This window comes from Thioalkalivibrio sp. ALgr3 (genome assembly GCF_000377325.1).
GTDB lineage: Bacteria > Pseudomonadota > Gammaproteobacteria > Ectothiorhodospirales > Ectothiorhodospiraceae > Thioalkalivibrio.
This window is the reverse complement of record NZ_KB897986.1, coordinates 13,019-28,076: the sequence shown is the minus strand read 5'-3', so window position 1 is coordinate 28,076 and position 15,058 is coordinate 13,019. Positions and strand designations below refer to the sequence as shown.

Sequence of the window (15,058 nt, the reverse complement as noted above, 5' to 3'; positions counted from 1 at the left end):
CCTCCCCATGACGCACGATCCAGCCGCCCCTCCGTCAGCGGAAGTCAGCGACGTCAACCAGCGGTTCTACGACCAGCTATGGGCGGACAGCCGCCTGGTCCGCCCCGAACGCTTCAACACCTGGGGCCTGGTTTCCGGCCTGGCCCGAAGCCACGACCGGCGACTCGAGGTCGGCCCCGGCATGCGCCCGCGCCTGCCTATCGAGAACACCCACTTCGTCGACATCAGCCCGCCGGCGCTGGACACCCTCGCCGCCGAGGGCGGCATCACCCATACCGCACCGGTCTCCGAGCTGCCGCACGCCGACGACAGCTTCGGTCTGGTGAGCGCCCTGGACATCATCGAGCACGTGGAGGACGACGAGGCCGCACTGGCGGAGATCAGCCGCGTGGCCGAACCCGGCGCACAGGTCCTGCTCTCCACCCCGCTCCACCCGGAATACTGGACGCCGTTCGACGACATCGTCGGCCATTATCGCCGCTATGAACCCGACCACCTCATGGACCTGCTCGACCGCCACGGGCTCGAGGTGGAACAAAGCGCGATCTTCGGCATGAAACCCCGCTCTTCGCGGCTGAACGACCTGGGCATGTGGTTCCTCGAGCGCCACCGGCCCGTGGCCATGAAGGTCTACAACCGCTTCCTCATGCCCCTGGGCCTGCGCCTGCAGAAACCGCTGAAACTCCATTCCGGCATGGTCGCCACCGACGGCGTCGAAGAAGTCTTCCTGGTCTGCCGGCGCCGTTGATGAGACCCGCGCCGCACCCGCGTACTTTTCAAGGCACGGGTGTTCCGGCCAGACTGTGGCCCTGTCCACCCCGCAAGGCCCCTCTCATGCGAATGCATCACTGCGCGCGCCCGCTGCTCCTCGTCGCCATCGTCCTGCCGCTGGCCAGCGGCTGCGCGGCCGTCAGCGTGGCCAGCTCGGCCACCAGTGCCGCCGTCAGCGTCACCACCGGCACCGTCAAGGCGACCGGCAGCACCGCCGCCGCCCTGGGGCGCACCATCACCCCCAGCGGCGAGGAAGACGCGGAGGAAGACTAGGCCAGGGCCGGGCCACGGCACGGGGCAGGTTCCACCGCGCCGGGCCCATTGCCTGAGAGTTCAGACCGTTCCTCGAAGGGTCTCTCGCAGCATGGACATGGGCTGTGGCCGTCCAAACAGATAGCCCTGGGCATAGTCACAGCCCAGATCGCGGAGCATATCGGCCTGCTCCTGCGTTTCGACGCCCTCGGCCAGGACCGTGATCTTCATGGAACGGGCCATGCCCACTACAGCGGTCACGATGTCCCGATCCACCGCCCCCTCGACCAGATTCGTGACCATGGATCGATCCAGCTTCACCTTGTGGATCGGCAAGCGCCGCATGACCGCCAGATTCGAACAGCCGGTGCCGAAATCGTCGATTGCAACGCGGGCCCCTTCGGCCCCGAGGCACTCCAGAACCCGGTACATTTCCTCCGGACAGCGGGACAATGCGGTTTCGGTCACTTCCAGCTCGATACGATCCAGCCCCACCTGATGCGATGCCGCGATGCGCTGGAGGACGCTCGCCAGATCCTGGTCGCCATTTGCCGGTGGGTGCACCTGGAGAGGCGAGACGTTCACGGCGAAGCGCAGATCCCCGCCGTCGGCCAACAAGAGCTCACCGGAAAGCCCGGCCACCTCCCGCATGGCCAGGTCGAATATGTACGTGCCTAGATCATCGATCAAGCCCGACTGTTCCGCCAGACGCACGAAGAGATCCGGACGCACCCGGGAGCCGTCGCCGCGAACCCAGCGAGCCAGAGCCTCCAGCCCCACCAACCGGCCGGTTGCCAGCGCCACCTGCGGCTGCCACTCCAGCGTGATGTCGCCGTTCTCCAGGGCCGCTTGCAGATCGTCCAGCATCTGCACACGTTCGACGAACTGGTCATAGCCCGAGGCCGAAAAGAAGCGGTAACCCGCACGCTGTTCAGCCTTGGCCTCGTAAAGGGCGTTGTCGGCGGCCATCAGCAGGCTCTCGCCCGTATCGCCGTCGGCGGGAAATCGACTGATTCCGGCTGTGCCCGAGGTCCGCACCTCGTCGTGGCCCCCCAGGGAAAAGGGCCGGTTGAGCGCCGAAAGCACCCGCTCCATGACGACACTCGCGGATTCTCCGTCACCGCAGTCAGGCAGCAGCAGCACGAACTCGTCCCCGCCAAAGCGCGCCACCGTATCCACTTCGCGTACCGCCCCCTGCAACGTGTCCGCGACCTGCTTCAGGAGCTCATCTCCGGCCGCGTGCCCGCGCGTGTCGTTCACCTCTTTAAAGCCGTTGAGATCAACGAAGGCCACTGCCAGTCCCTTGCCTTCGCGCCGCGCATCGCGCATCGCCTGTTCCAGCCGGTCCATGAAAAGCTGACGGTTCGGCAGACCGGTCAGCGCATCGTGATAGGCGAAATAATGCAGCCGCTGGCGCATCTCTTCATGTTTGGTGGCGTCCGAAAACACCCCGACGTAATAGTGGATCTCTCCGTCGTCACCGCGGATGACGTTGATGTGCAGCCATTCCGGATACACCTCGCCGTTCTTCCGGCGGTTCCAGATCTCGCCTTCCCAGGCATCTGTCTTATTCAGCGCCTTCCACATACCGGCGTAGAAACCGGCGTCCTGAGCACCGGAATGTAACAAGGCGGGGGTCTCGCCAAGGGCTTCCTGACGAGACCAGCCCGTGGTTCGCTCGAAGGCCGGATTGACCTGGACGATGCGCTGCTGCGCATCGGTCACCATGATCCCCTCGCTGGTTGCCTCGAACACGGCCGTCGAGATCCGCCGCTGTTCCAGTTCCTCGCGATAATCCGCGAGCAGGCGCTCGAGTTCATCCCTTTGCTGCGCCTCGCGGCGGAGCAGGCCATCGGCGATCGACAGGCGTGACACCACGCCCAGGAAGTCGCCCCCTGTGTCCGCCACCGGCAGGAAATCGACCGCACGCCGATCCATCTCCTGCAGCGCCTCTCTCAACGAGAGGTCATGTGCCAGCGCGGGCTCCGGCCGCTGCACCAGAAGATCGGCGAAGATCCGCTTGGGGAACAGGGCTGCGGCACGTGGGGTCACCAGCCCCTGGTACTGCCCCGTCTCGTCGATCACCACGAACACGGGATGGTCACCCTGTCGGGCGATCTCGTCGTAGCACGCAAAGGCATCGACCCGCAGTGCACCCGCATCCAGGCAGTCCGAAAGTGCCAGCCCCTCCATGCGCTACTGCTCCCGTTCCAGGTCCACCTCGACCTGAAGGTCGAGCTGAATGATTTCTTCCGCCCCCATCAAGGGCTTGATCTCGGTGAGCACGAAATCTCGGACCTGATCTTCGGAAATCTTCCGCAGGATCGCACTGCGCACGAGGATGTCACCGATAACCTCGTCATCGGTCTCCACGTGCTGAAATGCCCGGACCGCCAGCAGTTCCAGCGCCCTCCCCACCGCCACGTATCCGATCGGCGACTCGCGGCCCAGTACGAGACCATCGTCAATCGGGGGAAGTACAAACTCGCGCAGACTCGCGCGTATACGGTGTCGCCGCCGATACTGGCCCGTTGTGCCCATGTCCCTTCTCCTCTCTCTCGCGGGCGGCCCTCTTCACGGCTTCATGCCTGCAGGAAGAACCCTCCGACGTCTCCGGTACCCTTTCAGACCCTGCCGCCCCCCCCGGCAGGCCTTTTCGTCATCAACCCCGTTCGTCTATCCCGCGCATGAAACGGCCTTGCCTTGCGCCATCAGCATCGGCCGTGACCCGGAATTCTGAATACCCCCCCAAATTATCAGCGCATTCTACTTTATCGGAACAGGTTCCGCATTGTCCCCGAATCCGGCACCATGTCCGTCACGCTTGGTGAGGCAAGCCACTCATGATCCCGTTCTTCCGACGCCGCCGCACCGCGACCGGCAAGCTGGAGGCCATCTGGATCGCGGAACACGCCGGCGCACCGATGACTGCATGCGAGCGCATCGAAGTCGACCCTACAGGCCTGCAGGGGGACCGCTACCGCCACGGTCGCGGGCACTGGCACACGGTCGAAGCCTGTCGCGTCACCCTGATCGGCACCGAGGAACTCGAACGGGCCGGACGCCGCGCCCGGCGCCTGCGCCAGCCCGCCGAGCCTGCACCCGGCGAACACCGTCGCAATCTGGTGGTATCCGGCCTGGGACGCAGCCCGCGCGAGGGCGAGCTGCGGATCGGCGAAGCGCGCTTCGTCATTGAGCGGCCGCGACCGCCCTGCGGCTGGCTCAATCAGGTCGTCGGCTACAACCTTGCGGCCGCCCTGCGCCACGACAGCGGCATCTGCCTGCGTCCGTTGGAGAGCGGGATCCTGCAGGTCGGTGATCCCGTCGAGTGGCACGCGGTCGCGCGTGACGGTCCCGGCGAGCCATGACATGACCTCGAGGGGCCGGACTCAGAGCGGCCGCCACGCCTCGTAGCCGCAGCTCATGCAGTGGTAGAACGCCTCGTAGTGGCCCGCCCGGGTCGCGCTCTCGCGGATGGTGCCCTCCTGAAACGTAAATCCGCGCAGGGTGCAGCGGGGACATTTCTCGATCGGATCACGCGGGGGCCGCGGCTCCTCGGGCTTGCGCGCGGCCCCGGCGCCGTCCTGTTCCTCTGCGGCATCGAGCGCCTGATTCAGCTCGCGGGTCAGTTCCGTCACCAGCTGCCGGGCCGCCGCGGGGTCATCGCGGGTCAGCGCCTCCAGGCGCGAGAGCTGGTCGCGGACGTTGCGCAGACGGGCTGCAAGTTCGGTCATGCGGGTCTCCTGAGCCTCGGTTTCCGCACGATACCCGGGTTCGAACCCGTTCCGCCATGGGGTAGCGGAATCAGCTCCGCTTAGTGGTCATCAGGATCCAGCCGCACCACCAGACGGCCCCGGACCTGGCCCTGCAGGATGCGCTCGGCATGGGCGGGTACTTCGTCCAGCCCGATCTCGTGCGTAATGGCGTCGAGCTCGGTACCGGGCAGCGTCTCGCCGAGACGTTCCCAGGCCGCCAGACGCCGGTCCACGGAGCACAGCACCGAATCGATCCCCAGCAGGGAGATGCCACGCAGGAGAAACGGCAGGACCGTGGTGTGGAGTTCCGCTCCGCCGGCGAGACCGCAGGCCGCCACGGACCGGCCATACGCCATGCCGGCGAGCACGTGGGCCAGCGAGTCCCCGCCCACCGTATCGACGCAGCCGGCCCAGCGCTCGCTCAACAGCGGCTTCGCCGGCGCGGTCGCCAGCTCCTCGCGCGGCAGCACCTCCTGCGCCCCCAACTGGCGCAGATAATCCACGTTCTCGCGGCGGCCGGTCACGGCAGCAACGGTATAGCCCAGCCGAGCCAGCAGCCGCACCGCCAGGCTGCCCACGCCCCCCGAGGCGCCGGTGACCAGGACCTCCCCGGCGTCCGGATGCAGCCCCTGATCCTCCAGGGCCTGCACCGCGAGCATTGCGGTGAGGCCGGCCGTGCCGGCGGCCATCGCCTGACGCGCGCTGTAGCCCGCGGGCCGCGGGACCAGCCAGTCGCCGTGCAGCCGCGCGCGCTGCGCGTAGCCGCCCCAGTGGATCTCGCCGACCCGGTACCCGGTCAGGATCACCGCATCACCCGGCCGATGGCGCGGGTCGGAGGATTCCAGCACGGTGCCGGCCAGGTCGATGCCGGCCACGTGGGGATAGTGCCGGACCAGGCCGCCCCGGCCATTCAGGATCATCCCGTCCTTGTAATTGAGACTGGAATACTCGACCTGCACGAGTACGTCGCCGGCCGGAAGCTCCTCGTTCGTCAGTTCCCGGATGGAGGCCACCGGGCCGTTATCCTGCTGTTCCAGCAGCAGGGCCTTGAACGTGGCTTGCATACCGCACCTCACCATGGTTCGCGTAACGGTGCCCGAGAATTTCCCAGCGCCCGATCAGACAGTCGTATTGAAGCGGACGGACACGATGGCTGTCCGCGAGGTGCCCAGTCCGGGAAGGCCCCAAATGAAAAAGGGACCAGCGACTGTAAGTCGCTGATCCCTTTCTCGAAATAATGGCGCGCCCGGGAGGATTCGAACCTCCGACCGCCTGGTTCGTAGCCAGGTACTCTATCCAGCTGAGCTACGGGCGCGTCGACTGAAACGCGAATTATGGGGATCCGGACCGAGTGATGCAAGCCCCCCCGGACGAATCCTTTCAGCGCTTGCGCGGCACGGGGTGATACGGCTGGCTGCGAACGCGGTCGTGTTCGTGCATGCGGTAATGCACGAAGTCGTCCACCGCCTCGAAGTGCATGAAGGGGTTGCCCTCTTCTTCCTCGGCCAGCGTCGATTCGGGCTTTTCCGCGTAGTTGTGCCCGGGATGGATGCAGGTGTGCTCCGGCAGGCCCTCGCGCAGGCCCTTCAGGGTGTGGAACATCTGCTCGGGGTCGCCGCCGTGGAGGTCACAGCGCCCGCAGCCGAACACGAACAGGGTATCCCCGGTGATGAGGTCGTCGCCGGCCGGCATGTGGAAGCAGGTCGAGCCCGGGGTATGACCGGGGGTGTGCAGCAGGCGGATCTCGGTGTCGCCGAGCATGAAGCGGTCGCCACCGTGGTGCAGCTGCGGCTGTTCCAGGTCGCGGCCCCAGAACTCCGCCTCGGGCTTGAGCAGGTGCAGACGCGCCGAGGGGTTGTACTCGAGGATCGCCTCGATGCCATTGATGTGGTCGTGATGGCTGTGGGTCAGCAGGATGTCGCTGATCTCCACGTCCTGTTCCCGCGCCTGGCGCAGGATCGCGTCGGGGTCCCAGGCCGGATCCACCACGGCGGCGCGCCGGCTGCCCATATCTTCGATCAGGTAGACGAAGTTCTCCATGGGACCGAGTTCCTGGCGGTGGATCCGATAGGGAAGCGCACTGGACTGGGGCATTGGCTGTCTCCGTGGTGATGTCCGTGGTAATGCTGTCGCGATTCCGGCCCGGAACGCGGGCCGGCTACCATGAGGGAGTAAACCTACATCTTGTGGATTTCCGAAACGTCATGCAAAGTTCCGCGCCCGGAGCCGAAAACCCCGAACAGCACTGGCAGGCCCGTTATGACGCGGGCTCGACCCGCTGGGACCGGGGCGAACCCAGCCCTTCCCTGGAGCGCTGGCTGGCGCTCACCGATCTCGCGCCCGGCGCCCATGTGCTGGTGCCGGGCTGCGGCTATGGCCACGAGGTGCCGGCGCTGGCCGAACGCGGCTTCCGGGTCACCGGCCTGGACGTGGCGCCCACCCCGGTCGAACATCTGCAGGCGGTGCTGGAACGCCGGGGCCTGCAGGCACACGCGGCAGCCGTACAGGCCGACATGCTCGACTGGATGCCGGAGGCGCCCGCGGACGCCATCTACGAGCAGACCTCGCTGTGTGCCCTGCCTCCCGCGCAGTGGGAGGCGTACGCCGATCGCCTGCGGCGCTGGCTGCGCCCGGGTGGCGAGCTGTTCGCCTGCTTCATGCAGACCGAACGCGAAGGCGGACCGCCCTATCATTGCGCGCTGCCCGACATGCAGGCACTGTTTCCCGAGGAGCACTGGATCTGGCGCGACGACGCCGGGGCCACGGAGCACTTCAACGGCAAGCATGAAATCCTGCGCCGGCTGATCCGGCGCTGACACGGGCCGCCCGGCGGCCGGGAGGTGACCATGTTCCTGCAGCCCCCCAGCGGCCTCAACGCCATCCGCGCGGTGCTTCTGGATCTCTCCGGTGTCCTGTATGTCGGGGACAAGGCGCTGCCCGGGGCGGCCGATGCCCTCCGGCGCCTGCACAGCGCCGGCTACCCGGTGCGCTACGTCACCAATACCACGCGGCATTCCCGATCCCGCATCGTGCGGGAGATGGACGCGCTGGGCTTCAGCATCCAGCCGGAGCACCTGGCCACCGCGCCCGCGGCCATTCACGCCCGCCTGCAGGCCGAAGGGCGGCGGCCGCTCCTGCTGCTGAATCCGGATCTCGCGCCGGAGTTCGCGGACCTGCCGACGGAAGATCCCGACGTCGTGGTCATGGGCGACATGGGCGAGGCCTTCGACTATGCCCATCTCAACGGCGCGTTCCGGGTCCTGATGCACGGGGCACCCCTGTGGGTCATGGGACTGAACCGGTATTTCCGCGAAGGGGACGGTCTGTCGCTGGATCTGGGCCCGTTCGTGCGCGCGCTGGAATTCGCCGCCGACGTCACCGCGGAAAACTTCGGCAAGCCGGACCCGCGCCTGTTCCACGCCGCCGTGGCCGATCTGGGACTGCAACCGGAAGAGGTCCTGATGGTGGGGGATGACGTGACCGCCGATGTCGACGGGGCACTGGAGGCGGGCATGGCCGCCTGCCTGGTGCAGACGGGCAAGTACCAGCCCGGCGACGAGAACCTGTGCGGTCACCCCGGCGCGGGACTGGCGGGCGATCTGGCGGATGTCGTGGACGGCCTGCTGGATCCCGCCTGCCATCCCGAGCGGGAACGCCCCTGAATGAGGACCGCCCCGACGGACTTCCGGGGGGAGAAGACCGACGGGGCGGATAGGGTACCGGACCACGAACCCGGCACGACCCGCCAGGGCGGGCCACACCGTTGATCGTGATCAGGCGGCGTCGTTACGGAAGATGAAGTGGTGCCGGGCGCCGCGACGCTCGTCCTGCTGCCGCGCCACCTTCTGCACTTCCGGACGGTTGGCGAACTGCGCCAGGGTGATGCCGTCGAGGAAATCGTACAGCTGCTGGCTCAGCTCGTCCCACAGCTCGTGGGTCAGGCAGCGATCGCCCTCCTGGCAGTCCTTGTGGCCCTTGCAGCGGGTCACGTCCACCGACTCATCCACCGCGGTGATGATGTTGGCGACGCTGATCTGGTCAGCACGCTTGGCCAGACGGTAACCACCGCCGGGACCGCGGACCCCTTCGACCAGACCCGCCTTGCGCAGCTTCGCAAACAGCTGCTCCAGATAGGACAGGGAGATCCCCTGGCACTGGGAAATGTCGGCGAGGGTCACCGGACCGATCCGGTCGTGAATCGCCAGGTCCATCATTGCTGTCACCGCATAGCGGCCCTTGGTCGAGAGTTTCATGTCTTTCGCCTCCGAAATCGTGGTCGGTATGTCGCCTTGTTCCTTTTCCCAATCCTTATGGCAACAGATTCCGTTCCTAGTTCCCGACAACCATGGTCAGGAATAATTCCGCTATCCTAACAAGCGTTTTGACAGATTTCACGCTTTTCTAACGGTTGTACGCATTAGGATATTCGGGAACGGTCAAAGTTCCAACAATCGCGGGGATTTTTTTCCCTGGCGGTATCGGGGCTATAGGCCCGGACGGACTACGACCCCGCCCGGGCCTCCGGCAGGATCATCACGGGCGTGCCGACCGGGAGACGGGGGAACAGCTCGATGACCTCGTCATTGCGCATGCGCACGCAACCATGCGAGGCCGGCTGGCCGATGCGACCCTCTTCGTCGGTACCATGGATGTAGATGTAACGCTGCAGCGAGTCGATGCCCTCGCCACGGTTCACACCATCTTCCAGACCTTCCAGCCACAGGATCCGCGAGGTGATGTTGTCACGCGGACTGCGTTCATCGGGGCCGGTGAGGATCTCGGCCGTCTGCCCGGTATTGCCCCGGGCGCGGAAGATGGTGCCCTTCGGGGCGCCCTCGCCGAAGCGCTCGGCGATGCGATGCAGACCCGGCGGGGTCTTGAGGCTCCCGTCCTCGTTACCCACGCCGTTCTCGGCGGTGGACACCTCGAAGATGTCGGTCACCCGGCCGTCCTCCCACACGTAGAGGCGCTGCTGGTCCACGCGGACCACGACCACCGGCAGATCGGCGGAGGCCCGCGCCCGTTCACGGGCGTCGGCCACCACCGGTTCGATCCATTCGAGCGAGGGCAAGGTCACGTCGCCTACTTCTTGTTGGCCAGGTCGAGGACTTCGCCCGCGACCGGGGTGTTTTTCACGCCGTCGGCGCGGGCCGCGGCCAGCTGGTCCAGATAGCCATCCGGCAACTCGGTCACGTATTCACCGGTGAACACCGAGCAGTCGAATTCGTCGATCGCGCGGTTACCGCGCCACACCGCCGCCTTCAGGTCTTCCAGGTCCTGATAAATCAGGCGGTCGGCCGCGATCGCCTCGCACACCTCGTCCTCGTCGCGCCCGTGGGCGATCAGCTCGTGTGCAGCCGGCATGTCGATCCCGTAGACATTGGGATAGCGCACCGGCGGCGCGGCGGAGGCGAAATACACCTTCTTCGCCCCCGCCTCGCGCGCCATCAGGACGATCTCGCGCGAGGTGGTCCCGCGCACGATGGAATCGTCCACCAGCATCACGTTCTTGCCCCGGAACTCCAGCGAGATGGCATTGAGCTTCTGCCGTACCGACTTCTGCCGCTTGGTCTGCCCCGGCATGATGAAAGTTCGGCCGATGTAGCGGTTCTTGATGAAGCCCTCGCGGTACTTGATATCCAGCTCGTGGGCCATCTCCAGCGCGACGGTACGACCCGTGTCGGGGATGGGCACGATCACGTCGATATCGTGATCCGGCCACTCGCGGCGGATCTTCTCGCCCAGCGCGGTGCCCATGCGCATGCGCGCGCGATGGACGAACACGTTGTCGATCACCGAATCGGGCCGGGCAAAATACACATGCTCGAACATGCAGGGCGTCAGCCGCGTATTCTCCGCGCAGGCGCGCGTGTACACCTCCCCCTCGGGCGTAACGAACAGCGCCTCGCCGGGGGCCAGGTCACGCTCCAGCTCGAAGCCCAGCGACTCCAGCGCCGCGCTCTCGGAGGCCGCCATCCACTCCCGTCCCTCACCGTCTTCGGCCTCGCGCGAGCCGTAGACCAGCGGCCGGATCCCCTGCGGGTCGCGGAACGCCAGCATCCCGCGGCCGGCGATCATGGCCACCACGCCGTAAGCCCCGCGCGCCCGCTGGTGCACCCGTGCCACCGCATCGAAGACAGAGTCCGGCGTCAGGCCGTTGTCGATGAACCGGAGCAGCTCCTGGGCGAAGACGTTGAGCAGGATTTCGGAGTCGGAATCGGTATTGATGTGGCGCCGATCGGTCGCGAACAGCTCGTGCTTGAGTTCCCCGGCATTGGTCAGGTTGCCGTTGTGCCCCAGCGTGATGCCGAACGGCGAATTCACGTAGAACGGCTGGGCCTCGGCCGAAGACGAGGAACCGGCGGTGGGATAACGCACATGGCCGATCCCCATGTTGCCGGTCAGCGTCTGCATGTGATGATTGTTGAACACATCGCGCACCAGCCCGTTGTCCTTGCGCAGATGCAGCCGCCCGTCATCGTCGCAGGTCACGATGCCCGCGGCGTCCTGGCCACGGTGCTGCAGCACCAGCAGGGCATCATAAATGGGCTGATTGACCGGGGAACGGCCAACGATTCCGACAACTCCGCACATACTGACTCCAGGGGGTTCGGGATGGCCCTTGCGTGACCGGGCCGGATCGGTGATTCGTTTCGACGGGTAATGATTACGGATGACGTCCTATTGCGGCGCATCCGGCGGATCGGCGTCCGGTTCGGCCCCGGACTCGAACGGGAACGGGGCCTCTCCGCCGGGGCCCGCGTCCGTCTCGCCGCCGGACAGCAGACCCTCCAGCTGTTCCTGCCAGTCTTCGGGGAGCAGTCCCAGCATCCAGTCGACCACGCGCTCGAAATGCGGGATGAGCATGCTGCGCTCCCACCAGCCCTCCTCCGGCATCAGGGTCAGCGAGGCGAGGAACACCAGCATGGCCACCAGCACCACACCGCGCAGAGCACCAAAGATGACGCCCAGGGCACGGTCGGTCCCGGTGAGCCCGGTTCCCTTCACCAGCTTGCCCGCGAGCACGCCCAGCAGGCCGCCCACGATCAGCACGGCAATGAACAGCACGGCGAAGCCGATCGCCAGACGGATCGTCTCGTCCGGGATCGCATCCGGCAGCACCACGGCCACGTCGGCGGCAAAGCGGATGCCCACCCATATGCCCACGATCCACGTCGCCAGCGAGAAGGTCTCGCGCACGAATCCGCGGAACAGGCTGATGACTCCTGATACGGCGATCAGGGCAACAATGACAAGGTCGATCCAGTTCACGGTGTCAGTCTATCGCAGGCTTGCTGGAACACGTACATCGATGCGTGGCGACCTTCAGGGGAAGGTCACCACGATCCCGGACAAATCCCGTTCTTCTTCCAGGTCCTCGCGCAGGCGGATCGCCGCTTCGCGATCGGCCCGAGGCCCGACCTTCACCCGGTAGACGGTCTCGCCGTCCACCGTCACGTCCTCGACAAACGCCGCCAGGCCGGCATCCCGCAGGGCCCGTTCCTGTTCGCGCGCATTATCCCCGTCACGGTAACTGCCGACCTGGACCGCCCATCCACTGGTAACCTCCTGCGTCGGTTCCCCCTCGCGCCGCAGCGGTTCCGGACCCTGCGCCGCCTCGGTTTCGGGACTGGCCGCAGCGTCGTCCCGGGCCATGTCGTCGTCCGCTTCATGGTCCGATGGCAGTCTCCGCGCCTCCGCAACGCGCGACGTATCCATGCCGGGCGTTTCCATCTCGTCCTCCGGTGCTTCATCGCGCATGCGCGTGTCACGTTCCGATGGCAACGGCACGTCCGGCTCGGCGAACTGCGGTGCCTCGGGGACCGGGTCTTCCGCATCCGTCATGTACTGGTAGCCCGCCCCGTCGAACAACCATGGCAGGAAAATCACCGCGAGCGCGATCAGGATCACCGCGCCGACCAGGCGATAACGCACAACCGGCTCGTCGCTCACGGTGACACCTCGGCCGTGCATACCCGCTCCACCGGGCGCGTCGCCGTGGCTGCCGCCTCGGCCAGGAACGCGGGCCCTTCGGTCGCGGCGGCAGCCACGGTGTGGAACGACCCGAACACCACCACGCGGCCCGACGCCCCGGCCAGTTCCCGCGCCCGAGCCAGCCCCTGCGCCACGCTCGCCGCAGGGGCTTCAACCCGGCCGACACCGGCTGCAGCCAGCTCCGCGGCGATGTCAGCCGCCGGCAACGCGCGCGGAAGATCCAGGGACAGCGGCACCCAGTGGTCGACCACCTCGTCCAGGGCCGCCCACATCGCGGCACGCTCCTTGTCGGCCATCACCGCCACGGCGGCCACCACCGGACCCGATACCGGTCGCGCCCGCAGCCAGCGAGCCAGTTCCGCGACCGCATGCCCGTTATGGGCTACGTCGAGCAACCATTCGGGCTCGGACCCACCCGACAGAACCCGCTGCAGCCGACCCGGCGCCTGGCTGCGCAACGCGGCCTCGACCACCGCGCCGTCCAGGCGGTATTCCAGCCCGAGACCCGCCACCACGGCCATGGCCGTGGCCAGGTTCACGCGTGCCGCACCATCCACGCTCGCGACCACCTCCGGCGCGAGTTCCAGCAGGGTCTCCTCGGCTTCGAAGCACCACCGCAGCGCATCCGCGCGCCCCACTGCAGGCTGCAGGTCGTAGTCCTCGCCCACCCGACGTACCGGCACGTCGAGCAGGCGAGCCCTGGCCTGCACGCTGTCGGGCGGATCCGGGTCGCCCAGCATCAGCGGGCGAGCCTCGCGCAGGATCCCCGCCTTTTCGGCCCCGATCGCATCGCGGGTGTCGCCCAGCCATTTCTGATGGTCCAGATCCACCGCGGTAATGACCGCAATGTCGGCGTCCCAGATATTGGTCGCGTCCAGCCGCCCGCCCAGGCCCACCTCCAGCACCTGCACGTCCACCGCGGCCTCGCGAAACAGCCAGCCGGCGGCAAGCGCGGCGAATTCGAAATAGGTCAGCGAGTCCTCGCCCCGCGCCCGATCCACCGCGTCAAAGGCCCGGCACAGTGCATCGTCCTCGGCCTCGCCGCCGTTGATGCGAATGCGTTCGTTGTAGCGAACCAGGTGGGGGGAGGTGAACAGACCGGTGCGCAGACCCATTGCCTGCAGCAGGGCCGCGGTCCGCGTGGCCACGCTGCCCTTGCCGTTGGTCCCGGCCACCAGCACCGTACGCGGCGCATGCCGGCACAGCCCCAGGCGATCGGCGACCAGGGTCGCCCGCTCCAGGGTCAGATCCATGGCGACCGGATGCAGGGTCTCCTGCCAGCTCAGCCAGTCGTCGAGACGTTCGAAGCGCACGGCCTCAGTCGGCCGGCCGGCCGCGGCTTTCGTCCGCTCCCGCGGTGGCCGGCACGGCCGCGTCCACGGAACCGGAATGGGCTTCGCGGCTTCCGGGCTCGGGATCCTCGCCCGGGGCCGGCGCGTGCATCATCATGCCCAGGATGGACGCCAGGCGGGTGCGCATCTCGCGACGGTCGACAATCATGTCGATAGCGCCGTGATCCAGCAGGAATTCCGAGCGCTGAAAGCCCTCCGGCAGGGTCTCGCGCACCGTCTGCTCGATCACCCGCGGGCCGGCAAAACCGATCAGCGCCTGAGGTTCCGCCGCGTTGACATCGCCCAGCATGGCCAGACTGGCCGAAACCCCGCCCATGGTGGGATCGGTCATCACCGAGACGAACGGGATGCGCTCCTCGCGCAGGCGCGCCAGTACCGCGCTGGTCTTGGCCATCTGCAGCAGCGAGAACAGCGCCTCCTGCATGCGCGCTCCGCCCGAAGCGCTGAAGCAGACCAGCGGGATCTGTTTCTCCAGCGCCCGATCCGCACCGCGCACGAAGCGCTCGCCGACCGCCGAGCCCATGGAGCCGCCCATGAAACGAAAATCGAAGGCCGAGGCCACCAGTGGCCGGCCCAGCAGCTGCCCTTCCATCACCACCAGGGCGTCGCGCTCACCGGTGGATTTCTGCGCGGCTGCGAGGCGGTCCTTGTATTTCTTGGAATCGCGGAACTTGAGGACATCCGAGGATTCGATGTTTTCCGCAATCTCCTCGCGTCCCTGTTCGTCGAGGAAGGTCTCCAGACGCCGCCGCGCATGCATGCGCCGGTGATGGCCGCACTTGGGGCAGACATCCAGATTGCGCTCCACCTCGGGACGGTAGAGCGTGGCATCACAACCTTCGCAACGCACCCACAGACCTTCCGGGACCCCGCGCTTGTTCGCGTTGTCGGTGCGGATGCGCGAGGGCATCAACTTTTCGAACCAGCTCATGC

17 protein-coding genes and 1 tRNA gene are annotated in these 15,058 nt (G+C 66.9%); 5 read left to right on the top strand and 13 right to left on the bottom strand.

Annotated elements, in window-relative coordinates:
* Positions 1-7 precede the first annotated feature (7 nt).
* Positions 8-748: a bifunctional 2-polyprenyl-6-hydroxyphenol methylase/3-demethylubiquinol 3-O-methyltransferase UbiG gene (locus C998_RS0110640; RefSeq protein WP_018870849.1), complete on the top strand. Its 741-nt coding sequence runs from the start codon at positions 8-10 to the stop codon at positions 746-748.
* Positions 749-840: 92 nt separating this feature from the next.
* The gene (locus tag C998_RS0110635) at positions 841-1,044 is read left to right on the top strand and encodes a hypothetical protein (RefSeq protein WP_018870848.1); all 204 of its coding nucleotides are present in this window, start codon (positions 841-843) and stop codon (positions 1,042-1,044) included.
* Between the two features lie 60 nt (positions 1,045-1,104).
* Here C998_RS0110635 and C998_RS0110630 read toward each other — a convergent pair whose 3' ends face one another.
* Both C998_RS0110630 and C998_RS0110625 read right to left on the bottom strand, forming a co-directional pair.
* Entirely contained in the window at positions 1,105-3,216 is a 2,112-nt protein-coding gene (locus C998_RS0110630; protein WP_018870847.1) for a bifunctional diguanylate cyclase/phosphodiesterase, read from the bottom strand.
* Positions 3,217-3,219: 3 nt separating this feature from the next.
* Positions 3,220-3,564: a hypothetical protein gene (locus C998_RS0110625; protein ID WP_018870846.1), complete on the bottom strand. Its 345-nt coding sequence runs from the start codon at positions 3,562-3,564 to the stop codon at positions 3,220-3,222.
* Between the two features lie 302 nt (positions 3,565-3,866).
* Here C998_RS0110625 and C998_RS0110620 point away from each other — a divergent pair, with 302 nt between their 5' ends.
* Complete coding sequence (locus tag C998_RS0110620) at positions 3,867-4,391, top strand: MOSC domain-containing protein (RefSeq protein ID WP_018870845.1); 525 nt, start codon at positions 3,867-3,869, stop codon at positions 4,389-4,391.
* Between the two features lie 21 nt (positions 4,392-4,412).
* Here the strand turns inward: C998_RS0110620 and C998_RS0110615 are convergent, their stop codons facing one another.
* The 4 genes from C998_RS0110615 to C998_RS0110600 form a co-directional block, all read right to left on the bottom strand.
* Complete coding sequence (locus C998_RS0110615) at positions 4,413-4,757, bottom strand: hypothetical protein (protein ID WP_018870844.1); 345 nt, start codon at positions 4,755-4,757, stop codon at positions 4,413-4,415.
* An 80-nt stretch (positions 4,758-4,837) separates the two neighbouring features.
* Entirely contained in the window at positions 4,838-5,842 is a 1,005-nt protein-coding gene (locus C998_RS0110610; RefSeq protein WP_018870843.1) for an MDR family oxidoreductase, read from the bottom strand.
* A gap of 174 nt (positions 5,843-6,016) precedes the next feature.
* Positions 6,017-6,093, bottom strand: a tRNA-Arg gene (locus tag C998_RS0110605).
* A 65-nt stretch (positions 6,094-6,158) separates the two neighbouring features.
* Complete coding sequence (locus C998_RS0110600; RefSeq protein WP_018870842.1) at positions 6,159-6,872, bottom strand: MBL fold metallo-hydrolase; 714 nt, start codon at positions 6,870-6,872, stop codon at positions 6,159-6,161.
* Between the two features lie 110 nt (positions 6,873-6,982).
* On the opposite strand from C998_RS0110600, the gene C998_RS0110595 reads away from it, so the two are divergent.
* Positions 6,983-7,594 (top strand): methyltransferase domain-containing protein, encoded by a 612-nt coding sequence (locus C998_RS0110595; protein WP_018870841.1) that lies wholly within the window; start codon positions 6,983-6,985, stop codon positions 7,592-7,594.
* A gap of 30 nt (positions 7,595-7,624) precedes the next feature.
* The gene (locus C998_RS0110590) at positions 7,625-8,440 is read left to right on the top strand and encodes a TIGR01458 family HAD-type hydrolase (RefSeq protein WP_018870840.1); all 816 of its coding nucleotides are present in this window, start codon (positions 7,625-7,627) and stop codon (positions 8,438-8,440) included.
* A gap of 111 nt (positions 8,441-8,551) precedes the next feature.
* On the opposite strand, the gene iscR is transcribed toward C998_RS0110590, so the two are convergent.
* The 7 genes from iscR to accD all read right to left on the bottom strand — a co-directional run bounded on the left by iscR (position 8,552) and on the right by accD (position 15,056).
* Positions 8,552-9,031, bottom strand: coding sequence for a Fe-S cluster assembly transcriptional regulator IscR (gene iscR / locus C998_RS0110585; protein ID WP_018936055.1), 480 nt, complete (start codon positions 9,029-9,031; stop codon positions 8,552-8,554).
* Positions 9,032-9,279: 248 nt separating this feature from the next.
* Positions 9,280-9,855, bottom strand: coding sequence for a L,D-transpeptidase (locus C998_RS0110580; protein WP_018870838.1), 576 nt, complete (start codon positions 9,853-9,855; stop codon positions 9,280-9,282).
* A gap of 5 nt (positions 9,856-9,860) precedes the next feature.
* A complete protein-coding gene (gene purF, locus C998_RS0110575) occupies positions 9,861-11,372 on the bottom strand; it encodes an amidophosphoribosyltransferase (protein WP_018870837.1) in 1,512 nt (503 codons plus the stop codon).
* An 87-nt stretch (positions 11,373-11,459) separates the two neighbouring features.
* A complete protein-coding gene (locus tag C998_RS0110570) occupies positions 11,460-12,050 on the bottom strand; it encodes a CvpA family protein (protein ID WP_018870836.1) in 591 nt (196 codons plus the stop codon).
* A 54-nt stretch (positions 12,051-12,104) separates the two neighbouring features.
* Positions 12,105-12,752, bottom strand: a complete 648-nt coding sequence (locus C998_RS0110565) for an SPOR domain-containing protein (RefSeq protein WP_018870835.1) — start codon at positions 12,750-12,752, stop codon at positions 12,105-12,107.
* Positions 12,728-14,086: a folylpolyglutamate synthase/dihydrofolate synthase family protein gene (locus C998_RS0110560; RefSeq protein ID WP_018870834.1), complete on the bottom strand. Its 1,359-nt coding sequence runs from the start codon at positions 14,084-14,086 to the stop codon at positions 12,728-12,730. The genes C998_RS0110565 and C998_RS0110560 overlap by 25 nt, the downstream gene beginning before the upstream one ends.
* A gap of 4 nt (positions 14,087-14,090) precedes the next feature.
* The gene (gene accD, locus C998_RS0110555; protein ID WP_018870833.1) at positions 14,091-15,056 is read right to left on the bottom strand and encodes an acetyl-CoA carboxylase, carboxyltransferase subunit beta; all 966 of its coding nucleotides are present in this window, start codon (positions 15,054-15,056) and stop codon (positions 14,091-14,093) included.
* Positions 15,057-15,058: the final 2 nt, after the last annotated feature.